A 15,662-nucleotide genomic window follows, 5' to 3' on the forward strand; every position below is an offset into this window, starting at 1 on the left:
TGCCTCAAACTGAGGCAACGCAAGAAAAGCCTTGTCGTGCCAAGCACTTGGCGCGTGTGCCCGCAGGCTGTTCACGGGTTTGTCCACAGGCGCTGTGGATGAGAACCGCTCATGCTGCCGTTTGCGCCGCCTGTCGCATGCCGGTGGGCGGAGGCGCCGGCCGCCGCGATGCTGCGCCCGGTTTCACTTCCTTCGGACGGCTCATGCAGAAAACTTCCCTCCTGACCGCAGCGCTCCTGGCCGTGCTGCACGGCACCGTGCACGCCGCGCCGTCGGCCCCGCCTGCAACACCCGCAACACCGGCGGCCATGACGGCCTACGCCAACCAGTTGCTGGACGCGCAGAAGATTCCGGGCGACGGCCCCGGGGTGTCCGTGCTCGTCGCGCGGGGCGATCAGTTGCTGTTCAAGGGCGCCCGCGGTCTGGCCAGCGTGGAGCTGGGCGTGCCGCTGCGGCCGGAGCACCTGCTGCGCATCGGCTCGGTTACCAAGCAGTTCGCGGCCGCCGCGCTGCTCAAGCAAATCGACCAGGGCCAGGCCCGGTTGGACGACCCGCTCTCCAAATACCTGCCCGACTATCCGAACGGCAGCCAGATCACGCTGCTGCAATTGCTCAACCACACCTCGGGCGTGAAGAGCTACACCGGCATTCCGGGTTACATGGGCAACCCGGTGCGGCGTGACCTCAGCACGGCCGAACTGATCCGTGAGTTCAAAGACCAACCGCCGGACTTCGCCCCGGGCGAGAAGTGGGCCTACAACAACTCCGGCTACGTGCTGCTGGGTGCGGTGGTGGAGGCCATTTCGGGCAAGAGCTGGCACCAGGCGCTGGACGGCCTGCTGCTGAAGCCGGCGGGCATCTCCGGCGTGCACTACGAAGCGGGCGATCAACTCTTCAAGGGCATGGCCCGCGGCTACACGCTGAACACCCAGGGCCAGGTGGCGCCGGCCGGCCTGCTGAGCATGACCCAGCCCCACGCTGCTGGCGCGTTGATTGCAAGCGCCGAAGGCCTGTGGCGCTGGAACCAGGCGCTGCATGGCGGCAAGTGGCTCAGCGCGGCCAGCTATGCCCGCATGGTCACGCCGGAGGGCCCGGCCCGGGCCGAGCACTACGGCTTCGGCATCGTCACCGGCATGCTGCGGGGCCAGCCCATGCTGTCGCACGGCGGGGGCATCCATGGCTTCATCTCCACGCTGAACTACCTGCCCAAGACGCAGACGACCGTTGTCATCCTGCGCAACAGCGACAGCCCCGGTTTCGCGATGGACCTTGTGGCTCGCAAGCTGGCCGCGTTTGCGATGGGCGAGCCCTTCACCGAGCCCCAGCCGGTGGCGGTGCCCGCCGAGCAGCTGCGCGCCGCCGAGGGGGTGTACGCCGGGCCAGACCAGCGCCAATGCACGTTGCGCGTGAAAGCAGACGCCTTGCAGGCCCAGTGCAGTGGCGGCGGCGTCATGCCGTTGTTGCCTTTGGGCAGTGACCGCTTCGCCATGGCCGGATCGCTCACCGAGATCACGCTGGAGCGCAGCGCCGAAGGTCGCGTGGTGGCCGCCCGCATGGCCGACAACGGCGAGACCGGCGGCCCGCGCTGGGTGCGCAGTGGTGACCTGCCGCCCGACCGCAGCTTCATCTCGCTCACGGCCGAGCAGATGCAGGCGCTGGTGGGGCAGTACCAGTCGCCACAGTTCGCGCTTCAGGTGTTCATCGGCCGGGACGGCAAGCTGCTGGGGCAGGCCCCGGGCCAGCCGGCGTTCGAGCTTCAGGCCAGCACAGCGCGCCGTGTGCATGTGCCGCAGGTGGACGCGCAGCTGGATTTCAGCCCGGAGGCGGGCCGCGCCACGGCCGTCACGCTCCGTCAGGGGCCAGCCACGCTGGAGATGCCGCGCAAGGAGTGATCAGCCGCCGGCCCGGCGCAGCGTCAGGTCGCTGCACGGCCGGGCCACGCAGGGCAGGATCCAACCCTCGGCCTTCTCCTCGGTCGAGAGGCCGGGCCAGGGGATGCTGTGCACTGCCTGGCCGGCCACCACCTGCGTGAGGCAGGTGCGGCAGGTGCCGTTGCGGCACGACCAGGGCAGCGCCACGCCCGCGGCCAAACCGGCCAGCAGCAACGGCTCGTCGGGCGCGCAGTCGAAAATGGCGCCCTGCGGCTCCAGCCGGATCCTGAATTTCTCCCATGACATCGCCCCATCTTGCCAGCCCTGGCGTGGCCGCCCGCTACCTGGCCGGCTACCCACCCGACCTGGTGGCCCAGGCCGACGCGCTGCACCGCGACGGCCGCCTGGCCCAGCACCTGGCCCGCCGCCTGCCCGAGCGCCACGACGTGCGCAGCGACAGCGCGCTGTTCGAGTACGTCAACGACCTGAAAGGCCGCCACCTGCGCAACGCCGGCCCGCTGAACTTCGTGGGGTTCGATGCCAAGCTGCGCGTGCTGCAACAGGCCCTGGGCACGCACACCCGGCGCACCCAGGTGCAGGGCGCCAAGCTCAAGATGCGGCGTGAAATTCGCGTGGCCACGCTGTTCAAAGAGGCACCGGCCGCGCTGCTGCGCATGATCGTCGTGCACGAGTTGGCGCACCTGCGCGAGCTGGACCACAACAAGGCCTTCTACCAACTCTGCCAGCACATGGAGCCGGAGTACTTCCAGCTGGAGTTCGACCTGCGGCTGTACCTGCTGCACCAAGATCACCCGGTTGCCGAGGGCGCGCCATGATTCTGTTGGCCCCGATGGAAGGCCTGCTCGACCACATCCTGCGGGACGTGCTGACGCGCGTGGGCGGCGTGGACCGGTGCGTGAGCGAGTTCATCCGCGTGACCGACCAGCTGCTGCCCAACCGCGTGTTCACGCGCATCGTGCCCGAGCTGAAGAACGGCGGCCGCACCGCCGCAGGCGTGCCCGTGCACCCGCAGCTGCTGGGCTCGGACGTGAACTGCCTGGCCGAGAACGCGGCGCGCCTGGCGGAACTGCAACCTGAGGGCATCGACCTCAACTTCGGCTGCCCCGCCAAGTGCGTGAACCGCCACCGCGGCGGCGCCGTGCTGCTGGACGAGCCTGAGCTCATCCACGACATCGTGGCCGCCGTGCGCCGCGCCGTGCCGGCGCAGGTGATGGTGTCCGCCAAGATGCGCCTGGGCTACATGGACGACAGCCGCACGCTGGACGTGGCCCGCGCGATTCACGCCGCCGGCGGGCAGGAGATCGTGGTGCACGCCCGCACCAAGGCCGATGGCTACAAGCCCCCCGCCTACTGGGAGCGCATCGCCGCCGTGCGCGAGGCGGTGCCCATCACCGTCATCGCCAATGGCGAGATCTGGACCGTGGAACACGCCGAGCTGGCCCGCCAGCGCAGCGGTTGCGAGCACCTGATGCTGGGCCGCGGCATGGTGGCCGACCCGGGCCTGGCCCTGCGCGTGGCGGGGCAGCGCAACCAGCCGGTGCCGTGGGCCGAACTGCTGCCGCTGATGCAGGGGTTCTTCACGCAGGTGCGCGCCACGGTGGCGCCGCGTCACCAGGGCGGGCGCCTGAAGCAGTGGCTGCATTACCTGAAGCGCGCCTACCCCGAGGCGGAGGCGGCCTACGCCGAATTGCGCACCGTCAACGACGCCAACGAACTGGCCCGGCGGCTGTGGGGCGGATGCCTTCCGGCTGTGCCCGAGGCCGCCGCTAGCATCGCGGCATGAAGATCATCTCCACCCTGCTGGTGGCTCTGAGCGCCACAAGCGCGATGACTGCCGCGCTGGCCCAGCCCGCCCCGACCTCTCCGCCCGCGCTCAGCCTGGAGCGCCTCACGGCCGACCCGCCGTTGGCCGGCCGCCTGCCGCGTCAGGCCGAGGTGTCGCCTGGGGGGCAGTGGGTCAGCTACTTGCGCCCCTCGCAGGCCGACAGCGAAGTGCTGGAGCTGTGGGCCCAGCCCGCCGCCGGGGGCGCGCCGCGCAAGCTGGTGGCCGCGGCCGACCTGCTGGGCGGTGCCGCCCAGCGCCTCACCGAAGCCGAAAAGATGGCGCTGGAGCGGCTGCGCATCAGCCAGCGCGGCATCACCAGGTACCAGTGGTGTGGGCAGGACGACCGCGCGCTGTTGTTCCCGCTGTCGGGCGACCTCTTCCTGGTGCGCCTGACGGACAGCGGCCCCCAGGCCCAGCGGCTGACCCAGTCGCCCGACGCGGCCAAGCAAGACCCGCGCTGCTCGGCCGACGCCCGTCAGCTGGCCTACGTGCAAGGCGGCCGGCTGCATGTGCTGTCACTTCAACCCGGCGCCCAGCCGCGTGCGCTGGTGCCAGCGCGTGCCGAAACCCACATCAGCTGGGGCTTGGCGGAGTTCATCGCCGCTGAGGAACTGGGCCGCCACCGCGGCTTCTGGTGGAGCCCGAACGGCACCCAGTTGCTGGCGCTGCGGGTGGACGAATCGCGCGTGGGCCTGAAGACCCGCGCGCAGATTTTTGCGGACCGCACCGAGATGACCCAGCAGCGCTACCCCGCTGCGGGCGAGGCCAACGCGAAGGTCACGGCCCACGTGGTGCAGGCGGCCACGGGCGCGACGCAGGCCTTGCCGCTGCCGGCGGACGCCGAGTACATCGCCCGGGCGGGTTGGTTTGCCGATGGCACGCCCTGGCTGCAGTGGTTCAACCGCGCCCAGACCCGGCTCACGCTGACCGAGTTCAAGCGCGGCCCGCGCGGCTACCTGCCGCATGACATCACCGTCGAGACCGACGCGGCCTGGGTGGAAGTGCACGACGACCTGCTGGAGACGCCGCGCGGCCTGCTGTGGTCCAGCGAGGTCTCGGGCCGCCGGCAACTCCTGCTGCTGGACCGCGCCACCGGCGCGCGCACGCCGCTCACGCAGCTGAATGAGCCGGTGGGCCACGCGGTGTGCGCCAGCGATGAGCGCGTGGTGTTCACCGCCTTCAACGACCGCGGGCGTGGGCAAGACCTGTTCAGCCTGCCTTTGGCCGGTGGCCAGCCCCAGCCGGTGGCGGGCAGCGGTGGCCGGCAGTGGCGCGAGGCCAAGGGTGACCGGGCCTGCGCACGGCTGCTGGTCACGCGCTCGGCCTGGGGGCGCCCGCCGCAGCTGGAGCTGCGGGGCCTGGCCGATGGCAGCCTGACCGCCTTGGCCGGTGACGCGCCGGACCCGGCCCTGCGCCAGTACACCAACATGCCGCTGCTGCTGGAGCTGACGTCGGCGGATGGCCAGACGCCGCTCAGCGCCTTCTTCTTCCCGGCGCAGGACCGCCGCGAGGGCAAGCACCCGGTGATCGTGATGGCCTACGGCGGCCCGGGGGCGGCCACCGTGAACTGGGGCTGGGGCCGTGACATGGCGCTGATTGCCTACTGGCAACAGCGCGGCTTCGGCGTACTGACGCTGGACACGCGCGGCATGCAACACCGTGACCGCGAGTTCACCCGCGGCCACTACCGCAGCTTCGGCAGGAACGAGGTGGCCGACCTCTTCGCCGCGGTGCGCGAGCTGCCCAGCCGCGTGCCGGGTGTGGACGCCGCCCGCATCGGTTTCTTCGGCTGGAGCTACGGCGGCTTTTTGGGCGCACGCGCCATGCTGGACGCCGACACCCCCTTCGCGGCCGCCGTGGCGGTGGCACCGGTGACCGACTGGACGCTCTACGACACCGCGTACACCGAGCGCTACCTCGGCCTGCCTGAAGGCGGCAAGGCTGCGGCCTACGCCGACGCGCATCTGCCGTCACGCGCTGCGCTGCTCAGCAAGCCGCTGCTGCTGGTGCACGGCACGGCGGACGACAACGTGCTGTTCGACCACACCCTGCGCCTGGTGGAAGCCCTGCAGAACGCGGGCAAGCCGTTCGATCTGCAGATTTACCCCGGCAAGGCCCACGGCATTGCTGGCCGCGCCGCACGCCTGCACCTGTACCGCACCATGGACGCCTTCTTCGAGCGGCACCTGAAGGCGGCGCCATGAGCCTGGTGTATTCCACCGACTTCGGCCGCGCCTGCCCGGGCTGCGGCCAGCCCGTGGCCCAGTGCAGCTGCAAGGCCGTGACGCGGCCCCGGGGCGACGGCACCGTGCGCGTCAGCCGGCAAACCGCCGGGCGCAAGGGCAAGGGCGTGACCGTGATCCAGGGGCTGCCGCTGGACGACGCGGCCCTCACGGCCCTGGCCAAGCAGCTCAAGGCCCAATGCGGCAGCGGCGGCACGGTGAAGGACGGCGTGGTGGAAATCCAGGGCGACCACGTCGAAGCCGTGATGGCCTGGCTGAAGGCGCGCCCCGAGGGGTGGCCGGTGAAGCGTTCCGGCGGCTGAAGCGCCGGCCACGCCGCCAGTCGAGCCGTGCCGCTCAGTAGCCCTGGCGCGCGCGTTCGCGGGCCAGGTAGTTGGCCTGGGCGCGGTCGCGGTCGCGCTGGATGCGGGCGTCGCGGGTTTCCCAGTCGCCACAGCTGAAGTAGGCGCCGCTGAACAGCCAGCTGAAGACGTTGGAGTCGTCGAACGACCGGGCTTCCCCGGCGGTGCAGCGCATCACGGCGTTGGACGCACTTTGCTCGGACAGTGCTTCTTGCACCAGCATCGAGCGCGACATGAGCACCGTGGCCGGCATGGCCATGGCCAGCAACACGCCGCCGATGGCCAGGCGCCGCGCCCACACCGGCAGCGGCGTGCTGGGCGGCAGCGTTGCGGCTGCGCCACCCGCCAGCCGCACCTGCGGGCGCGAAAACGGCTGGGTGGCGGTGAAGGTGGTGTCGTCCGCGTCGCGCGTGCGCACGCGGGCCCCCATGCGGCTGCGGTCGCGCGTGTCGTCGCCCGAGCTGGCCAGCAGTCGGGGCGGGGGCGGGCGCGTGGGGCCGGAGGAGGGCGGGAGCGGCATGCTGCGGTGCAGTGTGGACCTGACGGAAATGCTAGGCAAGCTGTTATCGGCAGGTGTGTGCATTTGCAAAGGGTGAGCGCGTGGCCGGCGGTTCTGCGCATTCGGTCACAGGCGGGACAATCGCCGCATGACCGATACCGCCTTCTCCCGCCTGCCCCTGAGCCCCGCCATGCTGTCCAATCTGGAGCAGCTGGGCTACGCGCAGATGACCCCGATCCAGGCCGCCAGCCTGCCGCTGGCACTGGCCGGGCACGATGTGATCGGCGAAGCGCAGACCGGTTCGGGCAAAACCGCTGCTTTTGCCATCGCCTTGTTGCACCGCCTGCGCGCCGACCTTAACCGGGTGCAGGCCCTGGTGCTGTGCCCCACTCGCGAGTTGGCTGACCAGGTGACGCAGGAAATCCGCCGCCTCGCCCGCGCGGCCGACAACATCAAGGTGCTGAGCCTGTGCGGCGGCAGCCCCATGAAGCCGCAGATCGAAAGCCTGTCCTTCGGCGCTCACATCGCGGTTGGCACGCCCGGGCGGTTGATCGACCACCTGGAGCGCGACACGCTGGACCTGTCGGCCCTGAACACGCTGGTGCTGGACGAGGCCGACCGCATGCTGGACATGGGCTTCCTGGAAGACATCAAGGCCATCGCCCGTCGCGCGCCGGCCCAGCGGCAAACGCTGCTGTTCTCGGCCACCTTCCCGGAGGGCGTGAAAGACATCGCGGCCAAGTTCATGCGCGAGCCGCAGACGGTGAAGGTGGCGGGCGCCACGAGTGCGGCGGCGTCCACCATCCGCCAGCTCGCCTATGAAGTGACCGAGGCCGAGCGGCTGGACGCCGTGCCACGCCTGCTGCGCGCGTTCCGCCCCGAGTCGACCATTGCCTTTTGCAACACCAAGCAGCAGTGCCGCGACCTGGAGGCCGTGCTGGCCGCACAGGGCTTTGTGGCGCTCGCGCTGCATGGCGACCTGGAGCAGCGCGACCGCGACCAGGTGCTGATCCAGTTCGCCAACCGCAGCGCGTCGGTGCTGGTGGCCACCGACGTGGCTGCGCGGGGCCTGGACATTGCCAACCTGGCCTGCGTCATCAACGTGGACATCAGCGCCGATGTGGAGCAGCACGTGCACCGCATCGGCCGCACCGGCCGCGCGGGCGCCGACGGCCTGGCGCTGAGCCTGGCCAGCTTGGACGAGATGGGGCGCGTGGGCCGCATCGAGCAGCTGCAGGGCGCCGAGTTCCAGTGGCAGCCGCTGGACGGCCTGAAGGACGCGCCCGGCGGCCCCTTGCTGCCGGCCATGGACACGCTGCAGATCCTGGGCGGCCGCAAGGAAAAGATCCGCCCCGGCGACATCCTGGGCGCCCTCACCGGCGAGGCGGGCTTCAGCGCCGCGCAGATCGGCAAGATCAATGTCACCGACTTCCACAGTTACGTGGCCATCGAGCGCAGCGTGGCACGCGAGGCGGTGAAGCGCCTGAGCCAGGGCAAGCTCAAGGGCCGCAAGGTCAAGGTGCGCCGCCTGGCCGATCTGAGCGACCGCGCCGACTGACCCGCGCGCGGGTTGCGCCAGATCAACGCCGTTTCAACCGCGGCCTTGTGGTGTGGGGGCGGCGCGTGCTGCAATGGCTGCATGACTGGTGGCTTCCCACGCGTCTTCCTGAACCCGCAACCCTTCATGGGTCGGCGGGTCTCGACGGATTGCTCCCGTCGTGCGGGGCTGCTGGCGCTGGCCGGTGCGCTGACTGCCGCGGTGCCGCGCCGGGGCCTGGCGGCCGAGCCCGGCGTGCTGCGCATCGAGACCATCCAGTCCGAACCCTTCGGTCGCACGGGGCCGCAAGGGCCGGGCGGGCTGATGTACGACATCGGGCAGCTGATTGCGCAGCGCGCGGGGCTGCCCAGCGAAAACCACCTGGTGCCCTACGCCCGCACGGTGCTGAGCCTGCAAAACGGCACGGCCGACATGGTGCTGCGTTTCAGCAACGACGAACTCAAGCAGGTGGCCGTGCAGGTGGCGGCCGTGCTGGGGCTGCCCACCGTGGTGGTGAGCCGCCGCGACGCGCCGGTGCAGCGCTTGGACGAGTTGTCGCGCCTGACGCTGGCGGTGCCGCGCAGCTTCCCGATGCCGGAGGTGCTGAGCCGCATGGGCGGCGTGCGCGTGCAGCCGGTCAACAACAACGAGCACGCCATGCAGATGCTGATGGGCCGCCGGGTCGACGCGGCCTACGGCAGCAACCTGGGGTTGTTTGCCGCGGCGCGGGGCCTGGGCTACCGCATGCAGGAGTTCGCGGCGCCCATCGCGGTGGATCGGCAATATTTCTGGCTGCACCTGGCCCGCAGCAGCGCCACCCCGGAGTTGGTGGAGCGGCTGGCGCGGGCGGTGGAGTCGCTGCACCGCGACGGCAGCATCGCGCGGCTGTACCAGCGGGTGCTGGACGACTTTGGCGACGACCGCATGCCGGTTTGACCCGGCACGCGGTGGGCTTCAGCGGCTGAAGCTGTCCTTCAGGCCGGTGATCTTGTTGAACACCGGGCGGTCGGCGCGGTGGTCCACGCGGTCGGTCACGAAGTAACCGTGGCGCTCGAACTGCCAGCGCGCTTCAGCTGGCGCGCCGGCCAGCGAGGGCTCCACAAAGGCTTGCACCACGCGCAGCGAGTTCGGGTTCAGGAATTCGATGAAGTCCCGGCCGCCCGCGTCAGGCTGCGGCTCGGCGAACAGGCGCTCATACAAGCGCACTTCGGCGGCCACCGCTTCGTGGGCGCCCACCCAGCCGATGGTGCCTTTGACCTTCACGGCGTCCGCGCCGGGCGTGCCGCTCTTGGTGTCCGGAATGACCGTGGCCAGCACCGCGGTGACGTTGCCGTCGGCGTCCTTCTCGGCGCCGGTGCACTCGACGATGTAGCCGGCCTTCAGGCGCACCTTGTTGCCGGGGAACAGCCGGAAGTAGCCCTTGGGCGGTGTCTCGACGTAGTCTTCCGCTTCGATCCACAGCTCCGGGCCGAGCGAGAACTGGCGTTGACCCAGCTCCGGCTTGTGCGGGTGGGCGGCGGTCTCGCAGGGTTCGCGGTGGTCGACCGAGCCGAACACCTCGGCGTAGTTCGTGAGCTTGAGCTTCAGCGGCGCCAGCACGGCGAAGGCGCGGGGGGCTTGCGGCTCCAGGTCGGCGCGCAGGGCTTGGTCGAGCACGGTGTCGTCGATCCAGGCGTTTTGCTTGCTGGCGCCGGTGGCCTCCACCATGGCGCGCAGGCTGGCCGGCGTGAAGCCACGGCGGCGCAGGCCCACCAGCGTCGGCATGCGGGGGTCATCCCAGCCGCTGACGTGGTGTTCCTCCACCAGCTGGCGCAGCTTGCGCTTGCTGGTGACGACGTAGTTCAGGTTCAGCCGGCCGAATTCGATCTGCTGCGGCAGCGGGCGGGCCAGCAGGCCCAGGTCGGCCAGGTGGTTCAGCAGCCAGTCGTAGAAGGGGCGCTGGTCTTCAAACTCCAGCGTGCAGATGCTGTGGGTGATGCGCTCCAGCGCGTCCTCGATCGGGTGCGCGAAGGTGTACATCGGGTAGATGCACCACTTGTTGCCGGTGGCGTGGTGCTCGGCGTGCTTGATGCGGTACAGCGTCGGGTCGCGCAGGTTGATGTTGGGCGACGCCATGTCGATCTTGGCGCGCAGCACCATGCTGCCGTCGGCGTGCTGGCCGTCGCGCATTTCGCGCAGGCGGGCCAGGTTGTCGGCCGGGCTGCGGCTGCGGAAGGGGCTGTCCACGCCGGGCTTGCTGAAGTCGCCCCGGTTGGCGCGCATGTCTTCGGCGGATTGCTCGTCCACGTAGGCCAGCCCGGCGTTCACCAGTGCCTCGGCCGCTGCGTACATGAAGTCGAAGTAGCTGCTGGCCTCGTAAAGGTTGTCGCCCCAGCTCCAACCCAGCCACTGCACCATTTCCTTGATGGCGTTGACGTATTCCAGCTCTTCCTTTTCGGGGTTGGTGTCGTCAAAACGCAGGTGGCAGGCGCCACCGAAGTCACGTGCCAGGCCGAAGTTCAGGCAGATGCTCTTGGCGTGGCCGATGTGCAGGTAGCCGTTGGGCTCGGGCGGGAAGCGGGTGCGGATGCGCGCCTCGTCCAGCGGGCCGGCGGCGTGGTGGGCCGCATCGCCCGGCGTGCCCGCGAAGTGGCGGCCGCCGAAAGTGCCGGCTTCGAGGTCGTGCTCGATGCGCTGGCGCAGGAAGTTGGTGGCCGGTGCCGGCGCTGAAGGGGTGTGGCTCATGGAGGGGCTCGTGAAAACGACAGCCGGGCACAGGCGTGGGGCCTGTGCCCGGCAGATGCGGTCGATTTTACGGAGCGCTGGGGTCGCGCTGCAGCGGCAGGCGAACGTGGGCCAGTCCGATGCTGATCCACACCGCCACACTGAAGTACAGCGTCATCCACACCACCTCGGTTTGCCAGTGCACCCAGGCGTGCGACACGGTCCAGCGGCTGGCCGCGTCCTGCAGCCCGATGGCGAGGCTGGCGTAGATGCGGCCCGCGGCTTCGTCGGCCAGCCAGCGGTGCCAGTACATGGGCACATCCACGGTGAACATGTACGCGGCGTAGGCGCCGCACGCCAGGCCGGCTACGGCCAGCCAGCGCCGCCCGCGTGGGCCGACGCGCGGCCACAGCCCGCCGATGGACACGAGGCTCAGCACGGCCACCAGGCCCCACAGGGACTCTTCCACCACATGCCCGATGTTGGCGGTGCTGAGCACGGCGTACCAGGAGTTGACCTCGGCAATCGCGATCAGCGGCAGCACCGCGCGCGACACCCACAGGCTGCGCTCGTGGCGGGTGGCCACGGCGGCGGCGCGCAGCAGCAGCGCCCATTGCGCGGCGAAGCTCAGCTCGGCAATGGTGGCCACGGTGCGGCCCACCAGCACGCTGGAAGCCCAGCTGTCCACCATCACGAGGCGCGGCACGTCGAACACCGGCAGGAACGACCGATACCCGCAGCCCAGCACGTAGAGGCCCGAGAGCAACAGCTGCAGGCGCTGGTGCGGCCAGGTGCTGCCGTCGGGCCGGCGGCGGTGCAGCCAGGCGGTGGACGCCGTCCAGGCCAGCAGGTTCACGCCGGCGATGCAGCACAGCAGCTGCCACCACAGGGTTGCGTCGGTCATGGGTGCTCCTGGTCGTGTTTGCGCGGCCGGCCGGTTTTGACGGCGGCCAGGCCGTCCAGCACCGCCACCAGCGCCTTGGGCTCCAACGCCGCCAGGGCGTGCAGGCCGGCGCGCAGCAGCTCGCTTTTCTTGGCTTCCCGTTGCACGCCGTGCAGGCGGTGCTTCAGCACCTTCAGCAGCGCGTAGTCGGCCTCGGGCATGGTGAAGCTGTCGCGCACCAGCGGCGCGCGCGCTTCGGTGGGCTTGGGGGCCTTGGAGGGCTTGGCAGCCTTGGAATGCTTGCAAGACTTGGTGCCGGACGTGCTCATGGGAATCTGAAAACCGTATAAACGATTTATACGGTTTGCGGATTTCGCGCACAAGCGCCGCGGGCCCGTCAGCGCCAACCCGAGGCGGCTGGCGTGAAGCCCGTCGCGTTTGGTGTGCTTTGGGTCGTGTTGCAGGTGCCTGTCGGGCGCGCTCTTGCCGCCCGGCAGGGCAGGGCGTCAGTGGCCGTCGCCGATCTTGAACACGCCCACCACTTCGTTCATGCGCTGGGCTTGCCCCTTCAGGCTGTCGGCGGCGGCGGCGGCTTGCTCCACGAGGGCGGCGTTTTGCTGGGTGACGCGGTCCAGCTCCGTCACGGCTTCGCTCACCTGACCGATGCCCGTGGTTTGTTCCTGCGTGGCCGAGCCGATCTCGGCGATCAGGTCGGCCACGCGGCGCACCTGTGTGACCACATCGGCCATGGTGCTGCCCGCTTCGCCCACCAGGCGGGAGCCGGCTTCCACGTCGTCCACGCTGTGGCTGATGAGGGCCTTGATCTCGCGCGCAGCCTGCGCGCTGCGCTGGGCCAGGGCCCGCACCTCGCCCGCCACCACGGCGAAGCCCCGGCCTTGCTCGCCCGCGCGGGCGGCTTCCACGGCGGCGTTCAAGGCCAGGATGTTGGTCTGGAAGGCAATGCCGTCGATGGTGCCGATGATGTCGGCGATCTTGCGCGAGCTGTTCGAAATCTCGCCCATGGTGTGGATGACCTGCTGCACCACATCGCCCCCTCGCACAGCCACCGTGCTGGCGGATTCGGCCAATTGGGTGGCGGTGCGCGCGGTTTCGGCGTTTTGGCGCACCGTGGCGTTCATCTCTTCCATGGACGCCGCGGTTTCTTCCAGGTTGGCGGCCTGCTCCTCGGTGCGTTGGGACAGGTCGGCGTTGCCGCTGGCAATCTCACCTGCGCCGGTGAGGATGGAATCGGCCCCTTGCCGCACCTGCCGCACGATGTGCACCAGGCCCTCGTTCATCTGACCCAGCGCGGCCAACAAGGTGGCGATTTCATCGCGCCCATCGGCGCGGATGTCCGACCGCAAATCGCCCTCCGCCACGGCCTGCGCCACCTGCATGGCGCGGCGCACGGGGTCGGTGATGCTGCGGGTGATGGCCCAGGCCAGGGCGCCCCCCAGCAACAAGGCCACCACCGTCAGCGCCAGCGTGGCGGCCACGGCGGTGTTGCGGGTGCTCTGGCCTTGCTGGTACTCCGCCGCGCCTTCGTCGATTTGCAACTGGACCAGCTGGTCTGACAGCTCGCGTGCCTTGCTGGCCAGCGGCAAGGTTTTTTCCTCGTAGATCAGCATGGCCGTGCTCATGCCTCCGGTGGAGAGCGCGGTGGCCACGGGCAGCAGGCCTTCGTCGATGTAGGCCTTGCGCGTGGCGGCGAAGCGCTGGGCGAGGTCGCGCTCCTTGTCGTTGAGCGGGCTCGCCAGGTAGGCTTCCAGCAAGACCTGCCCCCGTTTGAGGTTGGCGGCCAGTTCGTCGCTGCGGCGCTTGATCTCATCGAACCCCGGCGCGCGCAGCATCTCGACGATGACGAGCCGGTTGCGGGTGGACAGGTTGTTGAGTTCGGCCAGCTGGGTCAGGGGCACGGTGCGGTCTTGGTAGACCCGCTCCAGCCCGTCGGCCACCCGAAAAATGCCGCGGATGCCCACGGCCGCCACCACCACCATCAGCGCCAGCACCGCCGTGAAGGCGATGCCCAGCCGGCTGCCGATCCTGAGTTGCTTCAGACCCGTCATGCTGTCCTTCCTTCTGTGAGGTTGTCTCCCGGACGAGGGGGAGTCTGCATGAACGGGACGCTGGCGTCGACGGTTTCAGCGGCGTCGGCCGCCACCGCCCCCCAGCAAGCTGCCCAATACGCCACGGATGATCTCGCGCCCCACCGCCGACCCGATGCTGCGCATGGCCGATTTGGCAGCGGTCTCAGCCAGCCCGGGGTGCCGCCCGCCGCGGGGGCCGGTGGTGCCGAAAAGCACGTCTTTCAAGCCGTCCATCACCCCGTTGCCTTCGGGCTGTTGCGGGGCGGGCTGGCCTGCCGGGGCGGGGCGGTTGAACACCGCTCCAGCCTCGGCCGCCATACCGCCGCGGCTGTTGGCCGCAGTGGGCGTTTCGGCCGCGGGCGGGGTGCCGGCGCGGCCGGTGAGCTTCTCGTAGGCGGATTCCCGGTCCAGTTGCTTTTCGTACACACCCGCCACCAACGACTGCTCGCGCAAGACCTGACGCTGCGCAGGGGTGATCGGGCCGATCTGGCTGCCCGGGGGCAGCACGAACACGCGCTCGGTCACGCTCGGGCGGCCCTTGTCGTCCAGCAGGCTCACCAAGGCCTCGCCCACGGCGAGCTCGGTGATGGCGGTGGCAACGTCCAGCCCCGGCTTGGGCCGCATGGTCTCGGCGGCGGCCTTGACGGCCTTCTGGTCGCGCGGCGTGAACGCGCGCAGCGCGTGCTGCACGCGGTTGCCCAGCTGACCCAGCACGGTGTCCGGAATGTCCAGCGGGTTCTGCGTCACGAAGTACACACCGACGCCCTTGGAGCGCACGAGGCGCACCACAAGTTCAATCCGCTCGATCAGCGCGTCCGGGGCGTCCTTGAACAGCAGGTGCGCCTCGTCGAAGAAGAAGACCAGCTTGGGTTTGTCGAGGTCGCCCACCTCGGGCAGCGTCTCGAACAACTCGCTCAGCATCCACAGCAGGAACGTGGCGTACAGGCGCGGCGCGTTCATCAGCTTGTCGGCCGCCAGCACGTTGATGACGCCCAGGCCGCCGTCGGTCTGCATGAAATCGGCGATGTTGAGCATGGGCTCGCCGAAGAAGGTGTCGCCGCCCTGGGCCTCGATCTGCAGCAAGCCACGCTGGATGGCACCCACGCTGGCCGCTGACACGTTGCCGTACTGCGTGGTGAACTGGCTGGCGTTGTCTCCCACGTACTGCAGCATGGCACGCAGGTCTTTCAGGTCCAGCAGCAGCAGGCCCTGGTCGTCGGCGATCTTGAACACCATCTGCAGCACGCCGGCCTGGGTCTCGTTCAGCGCCAGCATGCGGCTCAGCAGCAGCGGCCCCATGTCGGACACGGTGGCCCGCACCGGGTGGCCTTGCTCACCGAAGACGTCCCACAGCGTCGTGGGGCATTGCAGCGGCTCGGGGGCGTCGAGGCCGCGGTCTTTCAGCGTGGCCAGCAGCTTCTCGCTCGGCGCGCCGCGCTGGCTGATGCCGGTGAGGTCGCCCTTCACGTCGGCCATGAAGACCGGCACGCCGATCTTCGAGAAGCTCTCTGCGAGCTTTTGCAGGGAAATGGTCTTGCCGGTGCCGGTGGCGCCGGTGATCAGGCCGTGTCGGTTGGCCAGCGCGGGCAGCAGCAGGCACTCGGTTTCGCCGTGGCGGGCGAGGAGGATGGGGTCGCTGTTCATGATGGTCA

14 protein-coding genes are annotated in these 15,662 nt (G+C 69.9%); 7 read left to right on the forward strand and 7 right to left on the reverse strand.

Annotation, left to right across the window (positions count from 1 at the left end; genetic code table 11):
* Nucleotides 1–203: 203 nt before the first annotated feature.
* Nucleotides 204–1,892, forward strand: a complete 1,689-nt coding sequence (locus tag ACG01O_RS03375; protein ID WP_394381383.1) for a serine hydrolase domain-containing protein — start codon at nucleotides 204–206, stop codon at nucleotides 1,890–1,892.
* Here ACG01O_RS03375 and ACG01O_RS03380 read toward each other — a convergent pair whose 3' ends face one another.
* Nucleotides 1,893–2,177 (reverse strand): 2Fe-2S iron-sulfur cluster-binding protein, encoded by a 285-nt coding sequence (locus ACG01O_RS03380; RefSeq protein ID WP_394381385.1) that lies wholly within the window; start codon nucleotides 2,175–2,177, stop codon nucleotides 1,893–1,895.
* Between ACG01O_RS03380 and ACG01O_RS03385 the strand changes: the two genes are divergently transcribed.
* The 4 genes from ACG01O_RS03385 to ACG01O_RS03400 are packed head-to-tail and all read left to right on the forward strand — an operon-like array spanning nucleotide 2,171 to nucleotide 6,262.
* Entirely contained in the window at nucleotides 2,171–2,707 is a 537-nt protein-coding gene (locus ACG01O_RS03385; protein WP_394381386.1) for a M48 metallopeptidase family protein, read from the forward strand. The genes ACG01O_RS03380 and ACG01O_RS03385 overlap by 7 nt on opposite strands.
* On the forward strand, nucleotides 2,704–3,675 hold the full coding sequence (locus tag ACG01O_RS03390) for a tRNA dihydrouridine synthase (protein ID WP_394381388.1): 972 nt from the start codon (nucleotides 2,704–2,706) through the stop codon (nucleotides 3,673–3,675). Before ACG01O_RS03385 ends, ACG01O_RS03390 begins: the two co-directional genes overlap by 4 nt.
* The gene (locus ACG01O_RS03395; RefSeq protein ID WP_394381390.1) at nucleotides 3,672–5,921 is read left to right on the forward strand and encodes a S9 family peptidase; all 2,250 of its coding nucleotides are present in this window, start codon (nucleotides 3,672–3,674) and stop codon (nucleotides 5,919–5,921) included. Before ACG01O_RS03390 ends, ACG01O_RS03395 begins: the two co-directional genes overlap by 4 nt.
* The gene (locus tag ACG01O_RS03400; RefSeq protein WP_394381392.1) at nucleotides 5,918–6,262 is read left to right on the forward strand and encodes a translation initiation factor Sui1; all 345 of its coding nucleotides are present in this window, start codon (nucleotides 5,918–5,920) and stop codon (nucleotides 6,260–6,262) included. The genes ACG01O_RS03395 and ACG01O_RS03400 overlap by 4 nt, the downstream gene beginning before the upstream one ends.
* A 34-nt stretch (nucleotides 6,263–6,296) precedes the next feature.
* Here the strand turns inward: ACG01O_RS03400 and ACG01O_RS03405 are convergent, their stop codons facing one another.
* Nucleotides 6,297–6,821, reverse strand: coding sequence for a hypothetical protein (locus tag ACG01O_RS03405; protein WP_394381394.1), 525 nt, complete (start codon nucleotides 6,819–6,821; stop codon nucleotides 6,297–6,299).
* Nucleotides 6,822–6,948: 127 nt separating this feature from the next.
* Here ACG01O_RS03405 and dbpA point away from each other — a divergent pair, with 127 nt between their 5' ends.
* Both dbpA and ACG01O_RS03415 read left to right on the forward strand, forming a co-directional pair.
* Entirely contained in the window at nucleotides 6,949–8,358 is a 1,410-nt protein-coding gene (dbpA, locus tag ACG01O_RS03410; RefSeq protein ID WP_394381396.1) for an ATP-dependent RNA helicase DbpA, read from the forward strand.
* A gap of 81 nt (nucleotides 8,359–8,439) precedes the next feature.
* Nucleotides 8,440–9,273: a substrate-binding periplasmic protein gene (locus ACG01O_RS03415; protein ID WP_394381398.1), complete on the forward strand. Its 834-nt coding sequence runs from the start codon at nucleotides 8,440–8,442 to the stop codon at nucleotides 9,271–9,273.
* A gap of 18 nt (nucleotides 9,274–9,291) precedes the next feature.
* On the opposite strand, the gene ACG01O_RS03420 is transcribed toward ACG01O_RS03415, so the two are convergent.
* The 5 genes from ACG01O_RS03420 to ACG01O_RS03440 all read right to left on the reverse strand — a co-directional run bounded on the left by ACG01O_RS03420 (nucleotide 9,292) and on the right by ACG01O_RS03440 (nucleotide 15,654).
* Nucleotides 9,292–11,061, reverse strand: coding sequence for a glutamine--tRNA ligase/YqeY domain fusion protein (locus ACG01O_RS03420; RefSeq protein ID WP_394381400.1), 1,770 nt, complete (start codon nucleotides 11,059–11,061; stop codon nucleotides 9,292–9,294).
* Between the two features lie 67 nt (nucleotides 11,062–11,128).
* Nucleotides 11,129–11,944 (reverse strand): hypothetical protein, encoded by an 816-nt coding sequence (locus ACG01O_RS03425; protein ID WP_394381401.1) that lies wholly within the window; start codon nucleotides 11,942–11,944, stop codon nucleotides 11,129–11,131.
* Nucleotides 11,941–12,252: a hypothetical protein gene (locus ACG01O_RS03430; RefSeq protein ID WP_394381403.1), complete on the reverse strand. Its 312-nt coding sequence runs from the start codon at nucleotides 12,250–12,252 to the stop codon at nucleotides 11,941–11,943. Before ACG01O_RS03430 ends, ACG01O_RS03425 begins: the two co-directional genes overlap by 4 nt.
* A gap of 177 nt (nucleotides 12,253–12,429) precedes the next feature.
* On the reverse strand, nucleotides 12,430–13,989 hold the full coding sequence (locus ACG01O_RS03435) for a methyl-accepting chemotaxis protein (RefSeq protein ID WP_394381405.1): 1,560 nt from the start codon (nucleotides 13,987–13,989) through the stop codon (nucleotides 12,430–12,432).
* 75 nt (nucleotides 13,990–14,064) lie between these two features.
* Nucleotides 14,065–15,654 (reverse strand): helicase HerA-like domain-containing protein, encoded by a 1,590-nt coding sequence (locus ACG01O_RS03440; protein WP_394381407.1) that lies wholly within the window; start codon nucleotides 15,652–15,654, stop codon nucleotides 14,065–14,067.
* Nucleotides 15,655–15,662 lie beyond the last annotated feature (8 nt).

The organism is Pelomonas baiyunensis, assembly GCF_043555935.1.
Lineage (GTDB): Bacteria > Pseudomonadota > Gammaproteobacteria > Burkholderiales > Burkholderiaceae_C > Pelomonas > Pelomonas baiyunensis.